18 protein-coding genes and 2 pseudogenes are annotated in these 16,792 nt (G+C 68.2%); 10 read left to right on the plus strand and 10 right to left on the minus strand.

What is annotated here, in order from left to right:
* The first annotated feature begins 124 nt into the window (after nucleotides 1-124).
* Both ssd and ADK65_RS10455 read left to right on the plus strand, forming a co-directional pair.
* Nucleotides 125-1,228: a septum site-determining protein Ssd gene (gene ssd, locus ADK65_RS10450; protein ID WP_053669684.1), complete on the plus strand. Its 1,104-nt coding sequence runs from the start codon at nucleotides 125-127 to the stop codon at nucleotides 1,226-1,228.
* Nucleotides 1,225-2,100 (plus strand): annotated as a pseudogene (locus tag ADK65_RS10455) (TadA family conjugal transfer-associated ATPase); the annotation flags it as partial. The gene ssd and the pseudogene ADK65_RS10455, both read left to right, overlap by 4 nt.
* Nucleotides 2,101-2,175: 75 nt before the next feature.
* Here the strand turns inward: ADK65_RS10455 and ADK65_RS10460 are convergent.
* Nucleotides 2,176-2,439 carry a GntR family transcriptional regulator gene (locus ADK65_RS10460; RefSeq protein WP_053669771.1) on the minus strand — a complete coding sequence of 88 codons (264 nt, stop codon included), beginning with the start codon at nucleotides 2,437-2,439 and terminating at the stop codon, nucleotides 2,176-2,178.
* Between the two features lie 256 nt (nucleotides 2,440-2,695).
* Here ADK65_RS10460 and ADK65_RS10465 point away from each other — a divergent pair, with 256 nt between their 5' ends.
* Entirely contained in the window at nucleotides 2,696-2,923 is a 228-nt protein-coding gene (locus ADK65_RS10465) for a hypothetical protein (RefSeq protein WP_159038758.1), read from the plus strand.
* A gap of 121 nt (nucleotides 2,924-3,044) precedes the next feature.
* Here the strand turns inward: ADK65_RS10465 and ADK65_RS38490 are convergent, their stop codons facing one another.
* The gene (locus tag ADK65_RS38490; protein WP_159038759.1) at nucleotides 3,045-3,614 is read right to left on the minus strand and encodes a hypothetical protein; all 570 of its coding nucleotides are present in this window, start codon (nucleotides 3,612-3,614) and stop codon (nucleotides 3,045-3,047) included.
* Between the two features lie 174 nt (nucleotides 3,615-3,788).
* On the opposite strand from ADK65_RS38490, the gene ADK65_RS38495 reads away from it, so the two are divergent.
* On the plus strand, nucleotides 3,789-4,511 hold the full coding sequence (locus ADK65_RS38495) for a hypothetical protein (protein WP_159038760.1): 723 nt from the start codon (nucleotides 3,789-3,791) through the stop codon (nucleotides 4,509-4,511).
* A 180-nt stretch (nucleotides 4,512-4,691) separates the two neighbouring features.
* Here the strand turns inward: ADK65_RS38495 and ADK65_RS10470 are convergent, their stop codons facing one another.
* The 7 genes from ADK65_RS10470 to ADK65_RS10490 form a co-directional block, all read right to left on the minus strand.
* Nucleotides 4,692-5,099: a hypothetical protein gene (locus ADK65_RS10470; RefSeq protein WP_159038761.1), complete on the minus strand. Its 408-nt coding sequence runs from the start codon at nucleotides 5,097-5,099 to the stop codon at nucleotides 4,692-4,694.
* A gap of 271 nt (nucleotides 5,100-5,370) precedes the next feature.
* The gene (locus tag ADK65_RS10475) at nucleotides 5,371-5,802 is read right to left on the minus strand and encodes a hypothetical protein (protein ID WP_053669687.1); all 432 of its coding nucleotides are present in this window, start codon (nucleotides 5,800-5,802) and stop codon (nucleotides 5,371-5,373) included.
* Complete coding sequence (locus ADK65_RS38500; protein WP_159038762.1) at nucleotides 5,795-5,974, minus strand: hypothetical protein; 180 nt, start codon at nucleotides 5,972-5,974, stop codon at nucleotides 5,795-5,797. The genes ADK65_RS10475 and ADK65_RS38500 overlap by 8 nt, the downstream gene beginning before the upstream one ends.
* Before the next feature lie 307 nt (nucleotides 5,975-6,281).
* The gene (locus ADK65_RS10480; protein ID WP_053669688.1) at nucleotides 6,282-7,397 is read right to left on the minus strand and encodes a phage major capsid protein; all 1,116 of its coding nucleotides are present in this window, start codon (nucleotides 7,395-7,397) and stop codon (nucleotides 6,282-6,284) included.
* 52 nt (nucleotides 7,398-7,449) lie between these two features.
* Nucleotides 7,450-7,710: a hypothetical protein gene (locus ADK65_RS38505; protein ID WP_159038763.1), complete on the minus strand. Its 261-nt coding sequence runs from the start codon at nucleotides 7,708-7,710 to the stop codon at nucleotides 7,450-7,452.
* An 894-nt stretch (nucleotides 7,711-8,604) separates the two neighbouring features.
* Complete coding sequence (locus ADK65_RS38510; protein ID WP_159038764.1) at nucleotides 8,605-9,000, minus strand: hypothetical protein; 396 nt, start codon at nucleotides 8,998-9,000, stop codon at nucleotides 8,605-8,607.
* Nucleotides 9,001-9,633: 633 nt separating this feature from the next.
* Complete coding sequence (locus ADK65_RS10490; protein ID WP_053669690.1) at nucleotides 9,634-11,199, minus strand: recombinase family protein; 1,566 nt, start codon at nucleotides 11,197-11,199, stop codon at nucleotides 9,634-9,636.
* 49 nt (nucleotides 11,200-11,248) lie between these two features.
* On the opposite strand from ADK65_RS10490, the pseudogene ADK65_RS10495 reads away from it, so the two are divergent.
* The 6 genes and pseudogenes from ADK65_RS10495 to ADK65_RS37000 all read left to right on the plus strand — a co-directional run.
* Nucleotides 11,249-11,599: pseudogene (locus ADK65_RS10495) on the plus strand (ATPase, T2SS/T4P/T4SS family); the annotation flags it as partial.
* A complete protein-coding gene (locus tag ADK65_RS10500; RefSeq protein ID WP_053669692.1) occupies nucleotides 11,596-12,468 on the plus strand; it encodes a type II secretion system F family protein in 873 nt (290 codons plus the stop codon). The pseudogene ADK65_RS10495 and the gene ADK65_RS10500, both read left to right, overlap by 4 nt.
* Nucleotides 12,465-13,256, plus strand: coding sequence for a type II secretion system F family protein (locus ADK65_RS10505; RefSeq protein WP_053669693.1), 792 nt, complete (start codon nucleotides 12,465-12,467; stop codon nucleotides 13,254-13,256). Before ADK65_RS10500 ends, ADK65_RS10505 begins: the two co-directional genes overlap by 4 nt.
* A gap of 70 nt (nucleotides 13,257-13,326) precedes the next feature.
* Nucleotides 13,327-13,536 carry a DUF4244 domain-containing protein gene (locus tag ADK65_RS36995; protein WP_078955892.1) on the plus strand — a complete coding sequence of 70 codons (210 nt, stop codon included), beginning with the start codon at nucleotides 13,327-13,329 and terminating at the stop codon, nucleotides 13,534-13,536.
* Nucleotides 13,523-13,882, plus strand: a complete 360-nt coding sequence (locus ADK65_RS10510) for a TadE family type IV pilus minor pilin (protein ID WP_053669694.1) — start codon at nucleotides 13,523-13,525, stop codon at nucleotides 13,880-13,882. Before ADK65_RS36995 ends, ADK65_RS10510 begins: the two co-directional genes overlap by 14 nt.
* Nucleotides 13,879-14,316 (plus strand): Rv3654c family TadE-like protein, encoded by a 438-nt coding sequence (locus ADK65_RS37000; RefSeq protein WP_078955893.1) that lies wholly within the window; start codon nucleotides 13,879-13,881, stop codon nucleotides 14,314-14,316. The genes ADK65_RS10510 and ADK65_RS37000 overlap by 4 nt, the downstream gene beginning before the upstream one ends.
* Here the strand turns inward: ADK65_RS37000 and ADK65_RS10515 are convergent.
* A complete protein-coding gene (locus tag ADK65_RS10515; RefSeq protein WP_234352847.1) occupies nucleotides 14,201-16,735 on the minus strand; it encodes a DEAD/DEAH box helicase in 2,535 nt (844 codons plus the stop codon). The two genes, ADK65_RS37000 and ADK65_RS10515, sit on opposite strands and share 116 nt — an antisense overlap.
* Nucleotides 16,736-16,792: the final 57 nt, after the last annotated feature.

Genomic DNA, 16,792 nt, shown 5'->3' on the forward strand with positions numbered 1-16,792 from the left:
CGGGGGCGTTTGGCCGGATTCCGTCGGCCGTTCACAGGGAGGCCGCTTGTCGGTTCTTCCCACGTATGGGAATCGCGGGGCCGCAGGGGCCGCGCGAGTCGTGCAGCGAAGGGGGTTGGAAACCGTGGCCGGAACCGTCACACACGATCCGCCGCCGGCCGCCGGAGGGCGGCAGGGAGGGCCGCTGATCGTCACCGAGGACACCGAACTCCTCGACGATCTGCTGCGCCTGTGCGCCGCAGCCGGCGCCACACCCGAAGTGCACCACGGGGTGCCGGAGCGCAGGGGCAGCTGGGAGGCCGCACCGCTCGTCCTGGTCGGCGACGACGCCGCGCGGCGGGTACGCGGGGCCGCGCGCAGAAGGGGCGTCGTCCTCGTCGGCCGGGACCAGGACGACTCCGGGGTGTGGCGGCGCGCCGTCGAGATCGGCGCCGAGCACGTCCTGATGCTGCCCGACGGCGAGCAGTGGCTGGTCGACCGCATCGCCGACGTCGCCGAGGGCGTCGGCCGGCCCGCCCTCACCGTCGGCGTCATCGGTGGCCGGGGCGGGGCCGGGGCGTCCACGCTCGCGTGCGCCCTCGCCGTCACCTCCGCGCGGGAGGGGCTGCGCACCCTCCTCGTGGACGCCGATCCGCTGGGCGGCGGACTCGACGTACTCCTCGGCGGTGAGACGGCCGAAGGGCTGCGCTGGCCCGCGTTCGCGTCCTCACGCGGACGGGTCGGCGGCGGAGCCCTGGAGGAGTCGCTGCCCGAGCTGCACGCACTGCGGGTGCTCAGCTGGGACCGCGGTGACCGGATCGCGGTCCCGCCGCAGGCGGTGCGCGCGGTGCTCGCGGCGGCCCGGCGCCGGGGCGGCACCGTCGTGGTCGACGTTCCGCGCCGGATCGACGACGGCGTGGCCGAGGTGCTCTCCCAGCTGGACGTGGGCGTGCTGGTGGTGCCCGCCGAGCTGCGGGCCGTCGCGGCCGCGGGGCGGGTCGCCTCCGCGGTCGGCATGGTTCTCCGGGACCTGCGGGTGGCGGTCCGCGGGCCCTACCCGCCGGGACTCGACGACCGCGAGGTGGCCCGGCTGCTCCGACTGCCCCTGGTCGGCGAGGTGCCCGTCGAGCCGGGGCTGTCGCGCCCGGACGAGGGCATGGCACCTCCGGGCGCCGCCCCGCGCGGACCGCTGGCCCGGTTCTGCAAGGGGTTCTGGGAGCGCGCCCTCGTCGAGGCGGGTACGGCATGAGCACCCTGGCGGGGCTCGAGGGCGCGGCGCTGCTGGACGGGGTGCGGCGGTGGCTGGCCGAGAGCGGGGCCGAACCGACCCCCGCGCGCGTGGCGCAGGCCCTGCGCGAGCAGGGACGGGTGCTCGGGGACACCGAAGTCCTCGGCGCCGCGGCGCAGTTGCGCTCCGAGCTGGTCGGCAGCGGACCGCTTGAGCCGCTCCTCGCCGATCCGACGGTGACGGACGTGCTGGTGTCGGCCCCGGACCGGATCTGGGTGGACCGGGGCGGCGGACTGGAGCTGACGCAGGTGCGGTTCGCGGACGCGGCGGCCGTGCGACGGCTCGCCCAGCGTCTCGCCGCCGTGGCCGGACGCCGCCTCGACGACGCCCGGCCCTGGGCCGACGCCCGGCTGCCCGACGGGACGCGGCTGCACGCGGTGCTGCCGCCGGTGGCCGTGGGCTGCGCCTGCCTGTCACTGCGGGTCGTGAGGCCGCGTGCCTTCACACTCGGCGAGCTGGTCGCGGCGGGCACCGTGCCGCCGGGCGGGGACCGCGTGTTGCGCGCCCTGCTCGACGCCCGGCTGTCCTTCCTCGTCAGCGGCGGCACGGGCACCGGCAAGACGACGCTGCTGAGTGCCCTGCTGGGGCTGGTGGGGCCCGGGGAGCGGATCGTCCTCGCCGAGGACTCGGCGGAGCTGCGGCCCGACCACCCGCACGTCGTGCGACTGGAGACCAGACCCGCCAACCAGGAGGGCGCGGGCCTCGTCACGCTGGAGGACCTGGTGCGCCAGGCCCTGCGGATGCGGCCCGACCGGCTGGTCGTGGGCGAGGTGCGCGGGCCCGAAGTGGTGCACCTGCTGGCCGCGTTGAACACCGGCCACGAGGGCGGGTGCCTGCTCTAAGCGTACATGCGTGCAGCACACGGCGGCAGGCAGGCGCGACAGGCCTGAGCACCCCGCGCTAGGCGCCTAGTTGGCTTCCGGCGGCAGCGGGTCAGACACGAACCATCCGCGCTGAGGGACGGCGAACAACCAACCTTCGTCGGCGAGGGCAGCCAGCCCCCGGCGCACGGTCGTGCGGGCAATGCCGTACGTCTGCACGAGCCGGTTCTCGGAGTCGATAGCGCGCCCAGGTGCCCAGTCACCCCGCCGGATGCGTGCCTTCAGAATCTCGGCAAGTTGTCTGTACGGCGTCAGCGGTGCTCCGTGATCAATCTCGGCCTCAGCGTCCATAAGCTCAGCGTGCGCGCCCCTATCCGTCTCCACACTTCGAGCTACGTACAGACACGTAGCGATACAAGGCGATACATTCGAGGTGTCGAAACGAAAAGCGCCCCAGGGTGACCGGGCAATGGTCAACACCTGGGGCTAAGACACGAACGGAGCGTGTCCTATGCGCGAGCCTAGGCGACTTGGGTACGACGCTGTAACCGGCAAGACGGCATACGCGCTGACGGCGCCGGGCGGCTTGCTCGAAGGCGTGGCCGACATGACGGCGCTGGAAACGGCGACCGTGTGGCGTGCGCTCGCTGAAGCGATGATCGAAGGCGACCAAATCAGCGGCGACGAAGCGGCGTTCGTGTTGGCGCGGGTGGTCGAGTCGCTAGGCGACGTCCTGGCGATTGCGGCGCGGGTGGTGGGCGACAACGATGCCCTTGCGCTGTACGCGGAAGCCGGGCGGAACATGGGCGCGGGCTTGCGCGGCATGAAGTCGTAAGCGCCCCAGGAACGCACAGAAGCCCCCCACAACGCCCAGGACTTCCCGGGTGATCGTAGGGGGCTTCGTCGTGCTTTCAGCGTGTCTCGGGGGCGTCAGTTGGTGGCGTTGTGCGCTTTCCTCACGGCAGGCTTCGAGGCGCCGTACCGTCATCGTCAAGGGCCGCGCTTGCGATTAACGCGAACTCGTCGATGGAATCAGAAAGTAGGTTTACAGTAGACAGAAGCGTTGCCATGACGCCCTCAAAGTGATATTGAGCTGCCTCATGTCGGTCTTCATCGTCTTCGTCCACTCCGAGAAAGACAAATTCCTCATGTGCTGCGACGCCTAACTGGTGGACAACCTCGAGTGCAATGTCTCGCACTTCAGAAGCGCCCGTGATTACAGTGGCAGGGCCCAGCAAGCTTAGGTCAACCCATCGCGAGTTTACCGACTTCCTGATTTCCTCCCGCTCATCGACACTCACCCGCTCGTATCTTTCGAGTATTGCGAAACGCTCTTTCAGATCAGTCGCCACTTCAATGAAGGCTTTGTAAGCCTCTCTTCGGGGCTCATGCCTGTCTTTTACGTATTGCGACCTTGCTGATATTCGCGCCCCTTCACGCTGCGCCAAGCCCGAAACGAAAGCCGCGCCGATAGTCGCCAGAGAACCCAACAGTGTCCCGAGTAGTGCCGCTACAACTGCAACCATGGGCCGATTGTCGGCGATCTCTGTCCGGTAGTCCAGAAGCCATCAAACGACGAAGCCCCGTAGGTAGCCCAGAGTGCTTGTCGGGCCCCACGGGGCTTCGCCGGTGCTCCAGGCGTGTCCACTGACTTTGTCAAACGCCTCCCGCAGCAGCGTCGCAGAGGGCATCATCAACCCATGCTTGCGAGTCTGCTGCCAGGGTTGCGTCACTTCAGGACGCCGTTCGCTGTCGGGTCCATAACCGTGTTCACGTTGTGGGTGCTAGCTGGGGATCTGATACCTGAGCGCAGCGAAGCGCACGGATTCTTGGAGCGCATATATGTCCTTGCCGAGGTAGCAGGCAGGCCCATTGTCACCGCAGCCATTGCCGTCGTGCTCTACTTGATTGGCGACCTCGTGAGGGTGTCAACCAAGAATGCCGAAAATGGATACAAGCGCGTTACTACTCACTTGCGAATCCTGTCAGATGAATCGCGCGTTGAATTGCAGAACTTCGCCGACAGGGCATATCTACGGCGTGAGCCGGCTGAAAGTAGTCCGATCCCGAGAACTGGTCTAGTGCGCAGGATCGAGCACGAGTTTCCTGAGATTAGAATGCGGCTCATCGCGAATCATTTGGACATCTATCTAGAGCATGACCGACTAGATTCGGAGGCGGAATTTCGCATCAATATGGCCCTATACTCAGGGAATATGTGGCTCGCACTGGGAGTTGCTTGGGCACCTTGGTTACTGTTGGGACTCGGCGCCTCGGTAGTGTTGCTCAAGAACGGGGTGAGAGCATTGAATGACGCTAACGCGATCCTAGTGCAAGCCGTGGTTTCCGGGGTTGTGCTCTCGCGCTACTTTGAGGAAGAGATGCAACGAGACGCAGCCTGGGAAACGAGCGAAAATGAGTGAGGCTCTCTGCTTTGGGTCAGAAGCAACAAGGGCACGTTGCCGATGCATGAAGATCAGCAACAGTCGGCGGACGCTCATTCTCGCGCTCCCACAGCACAATCCACGCTGGCCACAGCTCATGGCTGCATGGATCGACATCGGCCGAAATGAGCGCGCACGAAATGGGGGAAAGGTCGTATCTCATGCGCTCAGCCCCTTTGCACGCTGAAGCGCTGCCTTGAAGAGCGCGTCAATATCGTCGTCGCTGTCGGCTCCGCCCTTCACGAATTCGTGCTTAAGAAGCTGAGCGTCAATCTGCGGCAGGAAGCGAAGTGCAGGATGCGCGACGGGCACCCCAGCGGAGCCGGGCACTAGAACGCCCTCAGCGCGCACAGAAGCGATCAGCGCATCCCACACGGCGCGAAGGTCGTCTGTGCGGCCGGACGCGTCCCCAGCAGCCTTCAGCGGGATTACAGCGGCAGGCGTGCGATCCGCTGCGAGCTTCAGCCGGTTCGCGCGCTTCCGGCAGGCTTCCCCGCAGTAGACCATTCGCCGGTCGGCGTCCTGGGGCAGGGGCTTTCCGCAAGCCCCGCAATTTCGGTTGTGCATAGTCACTTCCTTCGTGGTGAATTCCGGCGCTGTGTGACACCCGGCGGGCCAGTCACTCACGCGTGCGTTTTCCGAGCTGGGGCCGGGATCGCTGAGAGGTCGTGCGGCGAACTTTCGGCGCGCCCTCCCTCCCCTGCGCAACGTCGAGAGCAAAGGCAACGACCCGTCAGGCATGACGCTGACCTGGGCAAGCACCCTGAGCCGGCGTTTTCCTGACGGGTCCTCACATAGCTAACGCGAACCCGGCAGCCTACTCACGTGAGTAGGCTGATCAGCCACGCTTGAATTGAATAGGGGCACCCGGCTTCACACCACTGCCGACCATTGCCGCATGGCTCGCCGTGAAGGTCTTCGTCTGAGCGTTGTACAGGAAGGCAGCGCTCTCGACTGGGGCGACGTCGATATACCCGCGCTGACGGGGCGCGCCCAGGTCGATACCCATTTCCGCCGCACGCTGTACGCACTCCGCGAACGGTAGGAAGTGAAGCCCCTGATCCTGGGCGCAGCGCCAATCCATCATGACGAGACTGCCCGCTTCAGTGCGCGCGACCACAGCCCCGGCGACCGGCCCGTATGTATCGCACTCGACACACCGAATCGGCGTGAATTCGTAGTGGCGCGCGAGACTCGCACCGTAGGTAATCAGCGCACGGTCACGGCGAATGCGGCGCTGTGCAATTCGCGCCCGGCTCTTCTTAAACACTGTCGCTCACCAGTCCCCAGGATCGAAGATTCAGCCATTGCTCACAGTCGGCGCACACCATGCCGTCAGTCGTCAGCGGTGGATTGTTGAAACGCTCTTTCAGGCGCGCGCCGTGAATGCGTGACAAGTCGGCAGGATCAAATTCCGTCGCTGCGCTGTGCGTGGTCGCCACGTCGCATCTCATACGCCTCGCCACATTTCACGCTGATGGAGCCATTGCGTGCAGGCGCGGCAGACAAGCGTGTGTCGCGATTTCTTGGCTGAAGCTATCCGCACGTTGGCGCGCCTGAGAACTTCGCTCAGCTCGACAACTTCCACGAACGAGGGTTTGTGAAATGGCGTGCCGCCGTCGCTTATAGCTTCGGCCCGTTCTCGCCCCCGGCAATCGGCCAGCATTGCGCACGGGAGAAGACCCGGGAAACCAGCCGCTTCAGCGCGTTCGGCAATGGTTTCCCGGACTCTTACCCAGTCATTCAAGCTCACGCGGCAGGCTTCACGATCTGGACGTGAGCGGCATTCGCGACGACGACGTCGCTCACGCGGGCACGACCTGCAAACCCAACCTGATCCAGCTTGAAAAGGTCCGGGTGATCGGTTGCGGAAGCCACACCCAGGTTTTCGCGCATACCCACAGCGACGCTCGCAAGCGAAGCAACAATGGCAGTGTCGGCAGGCACGGACGGAATGGCCACGATCTCAGGAAGCTTCGCGAGCAGCGCGCCGTCAATGGCGCCCAGGAAGGCCGCCTCAGTGTCCGGGTGCATCAGGATCGTGTCAGGCAGCACACGCGCCGTCTTGACCCGCGCAACGGCGCCCAGGACGCTCGCAACGTCTACGGCCCCCGTGGTCGAAATGCCCACGTCCATTAGGCCATTCACGGTCACGTCACCGTCGGTTCCGCCGCTGATGATCAGGTCATCAACTCCCGCACCCAGCGCCGACAGAAGCGCCGCATCAATGGACGCCTCAAGCTGCGGGTAATCCTGAATTTCGTCACGGGCAGTCTTGACGTAAGCGGCAACCTTCACAGTCTCGAAGATGCCAATCTCGCCGTTCTCAAGGTCGCCCGGACCCATCGGCTCATTCCGTCCGGCCACAGCGGCAGTGAGCTGGGGAACGATCGGAACATACCCGCGAGTCGAGTTGTGGGTGAAGGTCTGGACACGGCCGAGAAGCTGAGAACCATTCGGCGCCGCAGCGAGCATGACCGGCACGGCATTCCAATTGCCCGTGTCCAGCGCGTCAAGGGCGTCGGCGGAGCGCTCAGCGAACACGAAACCGTCGGCGCGCACAAGCGGCATTCCGAGAACGCGAACGCCCTCAAGGGCGCGTCGCTGAACGCCGTCGGGACGCTGACGCGCGCCCAGGGAAACCAGGTTGTTGAAGTCGGCGGAGTCGCGCTCAGTCTCAACGGCGCTGCCGACAAGACCGCGCACGGCGGCGTCATGCTCGGCTATCTCAGAGAGAAGACGCGCTTCAGCATCCTTCGCCCCAGCGGGCAGGTTGCTTCCGTACTTCGCCTGAAGCGCCGTCAGCTTCGCAGTGGCGGCATCCCGCTTCGCGATGTGGTCGGCGGCAAGGGTGGCGTTAAGCATGGGTAATTTCCTTTCGGGAAACTGGGTGATGGGTCGCGGTGAATGCGCGCTTTTAGCGGCGCGGAGTTAGGTCGATATCGAGCACCGCAAACGGCTTTCCTTCGACGTTCGCGACCCTGTAACCGGCGCGCTTCATTGCCGCACAGAACGCACGTCCGTTGAGCATTGGATACCCGCCCTGTTCTTGCGCCCAGCGGCAGGCAATGCCGTACAGGAGACTGACGGTCACGAAGTGTTGACGCCGGTCAACCGTATTGGCGCGAAGGAAATCGAAGACCAGGTCGCGCTGCTCCGGGGTGTAAGGCTTAGCCATTTCCCGACGCCCCAGCGATATTGCGCATGGCGGCAGCAGCACCCGCAGCGTTCGGAATGACGTTGTCCGGCGCGTCAGCGGGCAGAAGACTGATTCCGCGAACCTGGGGCTTTCCGTCGGAGCGGCGAAGGGTGATACGAGCCCCGCGCTGCTGCACAACGTCCTCAAGCGCTCCGGCCTCAATGAACGGCCCATCACGCTCACGCGCCCAGTGGAAGCACACATTGCGAAGCACGTACAAGGGCACCCCCCTGCCGGGGACAGTGCGCCGGTCAAGGAACTCGTTAATCGTCGGAATCATGGGTTGCCCTTCGTGGGTAGGGATGAGAAAGGCGCACAGCGTTTGTTTGCTATGCGCCTTCGGGAGAAATTCGGGGCAGTCAGCCGGCTGTGACCTAGACCACTAATTCGATCGAAGCTCTATGCCGGAAATCGCCACGCCTCTATTCGTGCGCTTCTGGCTTGCCCCGCGCCGCAGTAGCGACTTCTTGAAGGCAAGTCGGCTCATTACCTCTTGCGTGGGGAACCGCTCTTCCCGGCAGAAGTCCAAGTAGGTGGCGTATGCGTCACTGAGAAGGACAGAGCCGCTGACGTCTACGCGGAAGCAGTCCGTGAACCAATGCCGCTCAGCGAAGACACTCACTCGCCGGAATGCAACAGGCGGAGCGTCGGACATGCTGCTTTCGTAGTCGCGCGCACAGCGCCCACAGAAAGGCCAGTAGTGCGCCGGGTTGCTGCTGTACCGGCGGAACTTCTGATCGACAACGGCAGAAGCGGAGTTGTCCACGATCCAGCGCGAAGCGTTGTCGGTGCAGTGAATACAGCCGAAGTCCGTAACCGGTCCGTAGTGAGCCTCGACGGCCCTCAGCGCATCCGTGTAAGCCGTCTCGGCATTCATCGGGCACCCGCCACAGTGGCGCGCTTCTCCGCACGATAGAAAGCCGTCCTACAGCGCGGAGCACAGAAACGGCGCGGACGGCCCTTGCCGCTGTACGCGATATCGGCGCCGCAGTGCTCACACTCGGCACACTCGCGGAGCTCTTCGGCTTCCTCGCGCGCGTTCTGTGCGTCCAGTCGTGCGTCTGCCTGCGCGTCAACGCACGTTTCATTGCGGTCGTTCTCGTCGCACGTCGTCTTGTTCTTCGACGTGATCACGATTCGCTCGCCGCACAGCGTGCACGTGGAATGCAGGGGAAGGCCGAGCTTCCGCCGCTCTTCCTGCCATCGGGCAATGCGCCACGCCGACGCACGGCAGGCAGCGGAGCAATAGCGCTCTTGGTTGTCGCCCAACCGTCCGCCACAACGGGCGCATTGGGTCGTGTGAAGGTCGTAAGGAAGATGGGGCATGGCGATGCCGCCCTTTCGTTGTCACAGAAACGAAAAAGCCCCCGGTACGTAGGGAGTCCCCCTCAGTGCTGTGACCCACTGAGAGTTTCTCGACCTACGCCCGGGGGCTTAGTCGTGCACGCTTTGGCCGTAGCGAATGGCCGTCCCGCGTGCGGGGAGTCATGAGAGCGGGATTGGCGCAAGCGCCGTCACAGACCCGCAGCGAGAAGCGCCGTAGCGTCTCTCTACCTTTATGAAGGGAGTCGGTGACTAGGACAGCGGGCATAGCGAGGGCGGGACGCTCAAAGCGGTGTTCTTAAAGTCTGCGACTGTGAACGCTTACCCCTAGTACTATAGATTTTCTTATTGGATACGTAGAAAGAGTTTGCATCATCTACTAAAAGAACAACCCAGGTCAGAAGCCTGCCGCCTGCCCGCTGTGGTGACGCTGCCCCGAAGCCCCTGAGCACCCGTCTCCGCCCCGCTGAGAGCTTCGACGTCCGCCGGTAGCTCCGCGCCCCTCACAGTCCCGCACGCGGGCATACAGAAGCCCCCGACCCTTCCCGCTGTGGGGCTGGCCGGGGGCTTGTCTGTCGGCTACGCGCTCAGGGCTTCAGGGTGCCCCTGGATACTCGCTTCAACTTGCGCAATGGCCATGAGTTCGCCTGCCGCCGGGTCGTTGCGGAACCACGCCGGTCCCTCGTAGTCCACGGCCACTCGTGAAGGGTCAAAGCGCTTGGGTGCTCCGGGCGTTGTTGGGCGAACGATTACAACGGCGCCCAGGTCCTCCAGCAAGCCCCGTCGACCTTCGTCAGTACGTCGCTCCCATTCGTCCGCCACAGTGCCCCCAGCATCCACCCAGCGACCTTCAGCGTGGTCGGCTTCAGTGCGCAACTCAGCCTGCCGCTTCTCCAGCGCCGTCAGTTGTGCGATGACCATTCGCGCCGCCGTGCCGTTCGGGTCGAGCTGGGCAAGGTTCCCGGCAAGCCGCTCAATCTGCGCCGTCACTTCGGAAAGCTGAAGCACTGCGCTGCCGTCGGGTTCCGCCCAGCGCTTGAGTTCAACCCTGCCGAAGCGCTTCAGATAGTCGACGGCAACAAGGTCGTCCAGCATCGGCGCTGTGATCACGTTGGGCCGGTGAATTCCGCGCTTACCAATACCGTTTCGACAAACGTACGTCGAGTAGTCCTTGCCGTTCACCGCGCGGCGCTGCCGGTACATGGGTCCGTCGCACTCGGAGCACAGTGCGACGTGAAGGAGCAGTGCCTTACCCGTGCGCTCTGCTCCGCGCCCCTTCGACTTGCTGTCGACGATTGCCCGCACTGCCGCCCAGGTTTCCCCGTCGAGAATTTCCGGACCGGCGGAAACCGGGTTGCCTTCGGCGTCGAGCACGGGCTGATTGGTTACGGCGCTGCGCTTCGTTCCCGGCACTGACTGAACAAGCCACCCGCGAAGGGCAGGCGTGTAGAGGACATCCCGCAGCGTATCCAGATGCCATTTGTTGCCCCGCAGCTTCCGCCCGTCGCGCTGCCGTGCGTGGTCGGCGGGTGGCAGGATTCCCCGCTCATTGAGTTCGCGGGCAAGGCCCGACAGTGTAGCGCCGTGATTAATGAGCTTGTCAGCACAGTCACGGACTACGGAGGCGGCAGTTTCGTCAATGACCCAACGCTTGTTGTTGACGGGGCCCGTGACCGCGTAGCCGTAGGGCGCCAATCCTCCCAGGTGGTTGCCGCGCGCCTTGAAGTGCTTCTTGCTGTCCGTGATGCGCGCCGTAATCATGTCGCGCTCGTACTCCGCGAATGCGGCAAGAACGTTGATGATGATGGACGCGTTTTCTGGCGATACAACGCCGTCCGCCGTTACGACCGTCGAGTGAGTGGACTTCGCGGCGTCGAGGAGCCGCTGAAACTCCAGCACGCTCCGGGCGTACCGGTCGAGCTTCGCGGCAAGCACGTAGTCAACGCGCGGAAGCCACGACAGCACTTCGCGCATTCCGGGGCGGTCTTCGAGCTTGCTTGCGCCGCTGACGTTCGTGTCCGTGGCGACGTGTACGACCTTCCACCCGCGCGCTTCGGCGTATGCGCGGCAGATGGCAATGCGGTGGTCGGGCGCCTCCTCAGCGAACAAGCGGCTGAGTCGGTCGTAGATGACGACGGTCTTCATGACTGCCTTCAAGGGAGTCGGTGACCTACCCGCCGTGGACGGTTAGGCCGGACACCCGGGCGGGTGCGGGACCGTGCACGCCAACGCCGCCGCCGATGTGCCCGCCCGGCTGGAGGCGCTCGGCACGGCGGCGGGCCTGGACCGGGCCGCATTGCACAGCCAGTTGGCCGCCGCCCTCTCCGTGGTGCTGCACCTGGTGCGCGACCGGGCCGGACGGCGGCGGATCGCCGAGGTGCACGTGCTGGAGCGGGACGCGTCGGGCCTGGTGCGGACCGTACCGGCGCTGCGATGGGGGGCGGAGGCGTTCGTGCGCGAGCGCGGATGGGAGCGGCTGAGGGGACTGCTGCGGGGCGGGACGAGTGGGATCGAGCCGGGTGCGGACGAGAGGGGACAGCGATGACGGGGGTGCCTGAGATGACGGTGGGTGCGGCCGCGGCGTGCATGGGGGCGGCTGCCTGGATGCTGGCCGGACGGGAGGAGACGGCACGGCGGGCGAGATTGCTGCTCGCGGACGACGGCCCCGTCCGGAGAGGGCCCCTCGGTTGGCGCAGCGCGGCCGGTGAGCTGCGCCGCGTCCGTGGGCGGCTGCGGGTCGAGTGGTGGTCGGCGGTGGCCGGGCTGGTGCTGGCGGTGCTCGGAGCGTCGGTGCTGCCGATCGTCCTGGGCGCGGCCGGGGTGCCGTTGCTGCGGAGGGCCCGGCTGGACGCCCGGGCGCGGCGGGACCGAGAGCGCCGGGCCGACGCGGTGATCGCGTTGTGCGGGGCGCTCGGGGGCGAGGTGCGGGCCGGACGCCAGCCGGGTGAGGCACTGCTCCGGGCCGCCCGGGACTGCGGCGGTCTCGCGGACGCGCAGTCCACGGTGCTGGCCGCGGCGCGGTTCGGCGGTGACGTGCCGGACACGCTCACCACAGCGGCACGGCAACCGGGCGCCGAGGGCCTGCGCGGACTCGCGGCGTGCTGGCGGGTGGCCGTGGACCAGGGCGCGGGGCTCGCGGCCGGACTCGACCGGCTCGCCGCCGCCCTGCGCGCCGAACGCGACCAGCGGTGTGATCTGCGAGCGCAGTTGGCGGGAGCCCGGGCCACGGCGGTGATGCTGGCCGGGCTGCCTGCGCTGGGGCTTCTCATCGGGACCGCCCTCGGCGCCGACCCCTTCCACGTCCTGCTGCACACCGGGGCGGGCCTGGGCTGTCTCGCGGCCGGCGGGGTGCTGGAGGGCCTGGGCCTGTGGTGGGTGCGGCGGATCGTGCGGGGCGCGGAGGAGGCGGCATGAGCGGGGACGTCGTCCACAGGCTGGGGGCGGCCGTGGGGATCGTGCTGGCCGCCGGATGGCTGGCGCGCCGGCTGGTCCGGGCGCGGCGCCGTCGCAGGATGCGCCGTCGGCTGACCGAGCTGTCAGGGGTACGGGAGGCAGCGGTTCCTCTCCGGCGGCCCGCCTGGCGCCAAGCCGCACGGAACTGGCCGGCTCCGGTGGGCGTGGCGTGCGCCGGGTGGGTGCTGATCGGAGGCCTCGCCGGGGCCGCCGTGGGACTGGCCGGGGCGGTCGGGGTGTGGCGGTGGCGATCGAGCCGGGAGACGGCCGACGCGGACCCGGGCGCCCCCGGCCTCGCGGAGGCGGCCCGGCAACTGCCCCTCGCCGCCGACCTGCTGGCGGCGTGCATCGCGGCGGGCGCCGGCCCGGTGATCGCGGCCCAGGCGGTGGGTGAGGCCTTGGGCGGCCCCGTCGGCGATGCCCTCGCCCGGGGTGCGGCGGAGGTGCGGCTGGGCGGCGAACCGGGCTCGGCGTGGCGGCGACTGAGTGCTGTGCCAGGCGCCGAAGGGCTGGCCCGGCTGCTCGAACGGGCCGATGTGTCCGGGCTGCCCGCGGCCGTGCCGGTCGCACGGCTCGCCGCCGAGGCCCGGGCGGACTGGGGCCGCGCCGCCACGGCCAGGGCCCGTCGAGCGGGCGTGATGGTCAGCGCCCCGGTCGGGCTGTGCTTCCTGCCCGCGTTCATCGCGGTCGGTGTGCTGCCCGTGGTGATCGGACTCGCGGGCGGGGTGCTCGGAGGGGGTGGTGGGTGACGCGGCGACGGATCCGGAACACGTGAGCGACACATATTGATGATTCGGACTCTTTCCTACGGGGGTTGAGATGTATCAGGCGGTGCGGGCACGACTGTGTGCCCTGGTGTGCGGGATGCGCGCGGCGCGGCGGGACGGAGGGATGGTCACCTCCGAGTACGCGATGGGAATCGTCGCGGCGGTGGCGTTCGCCGTGGTGCTCTACAAGGTCGTCACGAGCGGCGCGGTCAGCGCGGAGCTGCAGAAGATCGTGAAGGACGCCCTCAATGCGCGGATGTGAGCGGGGCGCGGACCGGGGGTTCGTCACGGCGGAATCGGCCGTGGTGCTGCCGGTGCTGGTGATGTTCGCGATGGCGCTGGTGTGGGGGCTGCTGGTCGTGGCCGCGCAGATCCAGTGCGTGGACGCGGCGCGGACGGGCGCGCGTGCAGCGGCCCGCCAGGACTCGCCGGGCGCGGTCGTGAGGCTGACCCGCGAGGCGGCGCCGCCCGGCGCGAAGGTGACGGTCAGCCGGGACGCGGAGCACGTCCGGGTGACCGTCGTGGCCGAACCGCCGGTGCTGCGGGGGCTGTCCTTCGCCGTGCGCGAGGAGGCCGTGGCGTCGGTGGAGGAGGCGGTGGGCACGTGAGAGGGGGCCGAGCGGTGGTGGGGCCGGACCGGGGCTCCGCCACCGTCTGGAGCGTCGGGGCGATCGCCGTGTTGTGCGTGGTGTTCGGTGTCGTCCTCGCGCTGGGGCAGGCCGTCGTCGTCCGTCATCGTGCGGCGGGCGGGGCCGATCTCGCGGCGCTCGCCGCGGCGGACCACTGGGCCGAGGGCGGCACGACGGCCTGCGCCCGTGCCGGCCGGCTGGCCGGGGCGCAGGGTGTGCGGCTCGTGCGGTGCGAGGTCGCCGGTGACGTTTCCGACGTGACGGTGGCGTCGGGCCGCGGACCGTTCACGGTGGAGGTCAGGGCGCGGGCGGGGCCTCCGACGGCTCCGCCGGGCCGCTCGGCGGGTTCGGAGGGGACGGCGCCTCGTCCCCCGGCTCCTTCTCCTCCGGCGCCCCCTCCAGCAACACCGTGAGGAGCCGCACCGCCCCCCTCTTGTGCAGCGGGTCGTTGCCGTTGCCGCACTTGGGGGACTGGATGCAGGACGGGCAGCCGGCGTCGCACTCGCAGGACGCGATGGCCTGGCGGGTGGCGGTCAGCCAGGTGCGGGCGGTGTGGAAGGCGCGCTCCGCGAAGCCCGCACCGCCCGGGTGGCCGTCGTAGACGAAGACCGTGGGCAGGAGCGTGTCGGGGTGGAGCGGGATCGAGACGCCGCCGATGTCCCAGCGGTCGCAGGTCGCGAAGAGGGGCAGCAGGCCGATCGAGGCGTGTTCGGCGGCGTGCAGGGAGCCGCCGAGGATCTCCGGGTTGATCCGGGCGCGGTCCAGCTGGTCCTCGGTGACGGTCCACCACACGGCCCGGGTGCGCAGCGTTCGGGGAGGCAGGTCGAGTTTCGTCTCGCCCAGGACCTCACCCGTGATGAGCCGGCGGCGCAGGAAGGAGACGACCTGGTTGGTGACCTCGACGGAGCCGTAGCAGAGGCGGCCGTCGCCCCAGGGGATCTCCACGTCCGTCTCCAGGACGGAGATGGACGTGGTGTCGCGGGCGACCGTGGAGTAAGGCGGGGCGGCCTCCTCGACGAGGGCGACGGAGTCCTCCAGGTCCAGCGACCGCACCACGTAGGTGCGGCCCTGGTGGAGGTGGACCGCCCCCTCGTGGACCGTCGAGTGCGCGGCGCCGGCGTCGACCGTGCCGAGCAGCCGGCCCGTGCCGGTCTCGACGACCTGCACCGGGCGCCCGCCCTCACCTCGGATGTCGGTCAGGTCGGCGGCGCGCTCGCGACGGGTCCAGTGCCAGGCCCTGGTGCGGCGACGCAGCAGCTTCGCGGCCTCCAGCTGGGGCAGCAAGCCCTCGCTCGCCGGGCCGAACAGGCCGAGGTCCTCGTCCGTCAGGGGCAGCTCCGCCGCGGCCGCGCACAGGTGCGGGGCCAGCACGTAGGGGTTGTCGGGGTCGAGGACGGTCGATTCGACGGGTTGGTCGAACAGGGCCTCGGGGTGGTGGACGAGATAGGTGTCCAGCGGGTCGTCGCGGGCGACCAGGACGGCCAGGGCCCCCTGCCCGGACCGTCCGGCCCGGCCCGCCTGCTGCCAGAGGGAGGCCCGGGTGCCCGGGTAGCCGGCGATGACGACCGCGTCGAGGCCGGAGATGTCGATGCCGAGTTCGAGGGCGTTTGTCGCGGCGAGGCCCAGGAGTTCACCCGAATGGAGGGCTTGTTCGAGAGCACGGCGCTCCTCCGGGAGATAGCCGCCCCGGTACGCCGCGACACGCCGGGTCAGGGACCGGTCGACCTCGGCGAGACGCTCCTGGGAGATGACCGAGATCAGCTCGGCGCCACGCCGGGAGCGGACGAAGGCGACCGAGCGCACGCCCTGCACGGTGAGATCGGTCAGCAGGTCGGCGGCCTCGGCGGTGGCCGTGCGGCGGACGGGGGCGCCCTTCTCGCCGTGCAGCTCGGTCAGCGGCGGTTCCCAGAGGGCGAACACCAGTTCACCGCGCGGGGAGGCGTCGTCGGCCACCTCCAGCACCGGCAGGCCGGTGAGGCGCCGGGCGGCCACGGAGGGCTCCGCGGCCGTCGCCGAGGCCAGCAGGAACACGGGCGACGCGCCGTAGCGGGCGCACAGGCGGCGTAGCCGGCGCAGCACCTGGGCGACGTGGGAGCCGAAGACACCGCGGTAGGTGTGGCACTCGTCGACGACGACGTACTTCAGCGACTTCAGGAAGGAGGACCAGCGGGGGTGGGACGGCAGGATGCCCCGATGCAGCATGTCGGGGTTGGTCAGGACGTAGTTGCCGTACTGGCGGATCCACTCGCGTTCCTCGAACGGAGTGTCGCCGTCGTACACGGCCGCGCGCACCGAATGGCCCAACGGGTGTGAAAGTTCCTTCACCGACCGGCACTGGTCCGCCGCGAGCGCCTTGGTCGGAGCGAGGTAGAGGGCGGTCGCGCCCCGGCCGTTCGGGGCCTCGGCACCCTCCAGGAGGGTGGAAAGGACCGGCACGAGGTAGGCCAGGGACTTGCCGGAGGCCGTGCCGGTGGCGACGACGACGGACTCGCCGTCCAGGGCGTGCTCGGCCGCCCGTGCCTGGTGGGCCCAGGGATGCTCGATGCCCGCGGCCCGCACGGCGGCCACCACCTCCGCGCGGATCCGGTCGGGCCAGACGGCATGCCGACCCTCACGCGGGGGCAAGTGCTCCGTATGAGTAATGCGCGAAGCCCTGCTCGGACCGGACGCGAGGCGGTCCAGGACCGCGCCCGGCGCGGGCCGGGAGGCGGGGTCCGTCGGGGTCCGATCGGATCGGTGATTCTTGGCCATCGGCACCGAGTGTGTCACTGGAGTGACGGACAATGGAGCCAAGGCGTCGTGCACGCCTGCCGGTAAGTGATTGAATGCCATCGCGGCTGGCGAAGCGTCCAGGGGCTGAAGCCGAATGCCCCAAGGGCGACCGCTCGA

The sequence above is a fragment of the Streptomyces sp. NRRL B-1140 genome (assembly GCF_001280065.1).
In the GTDB taxonomy this organism is placed as follows: Bacteria; Actinomycetota; Actinomycetes; order Streptomycetales; family Streptomycetaceae; genus Streptomyces.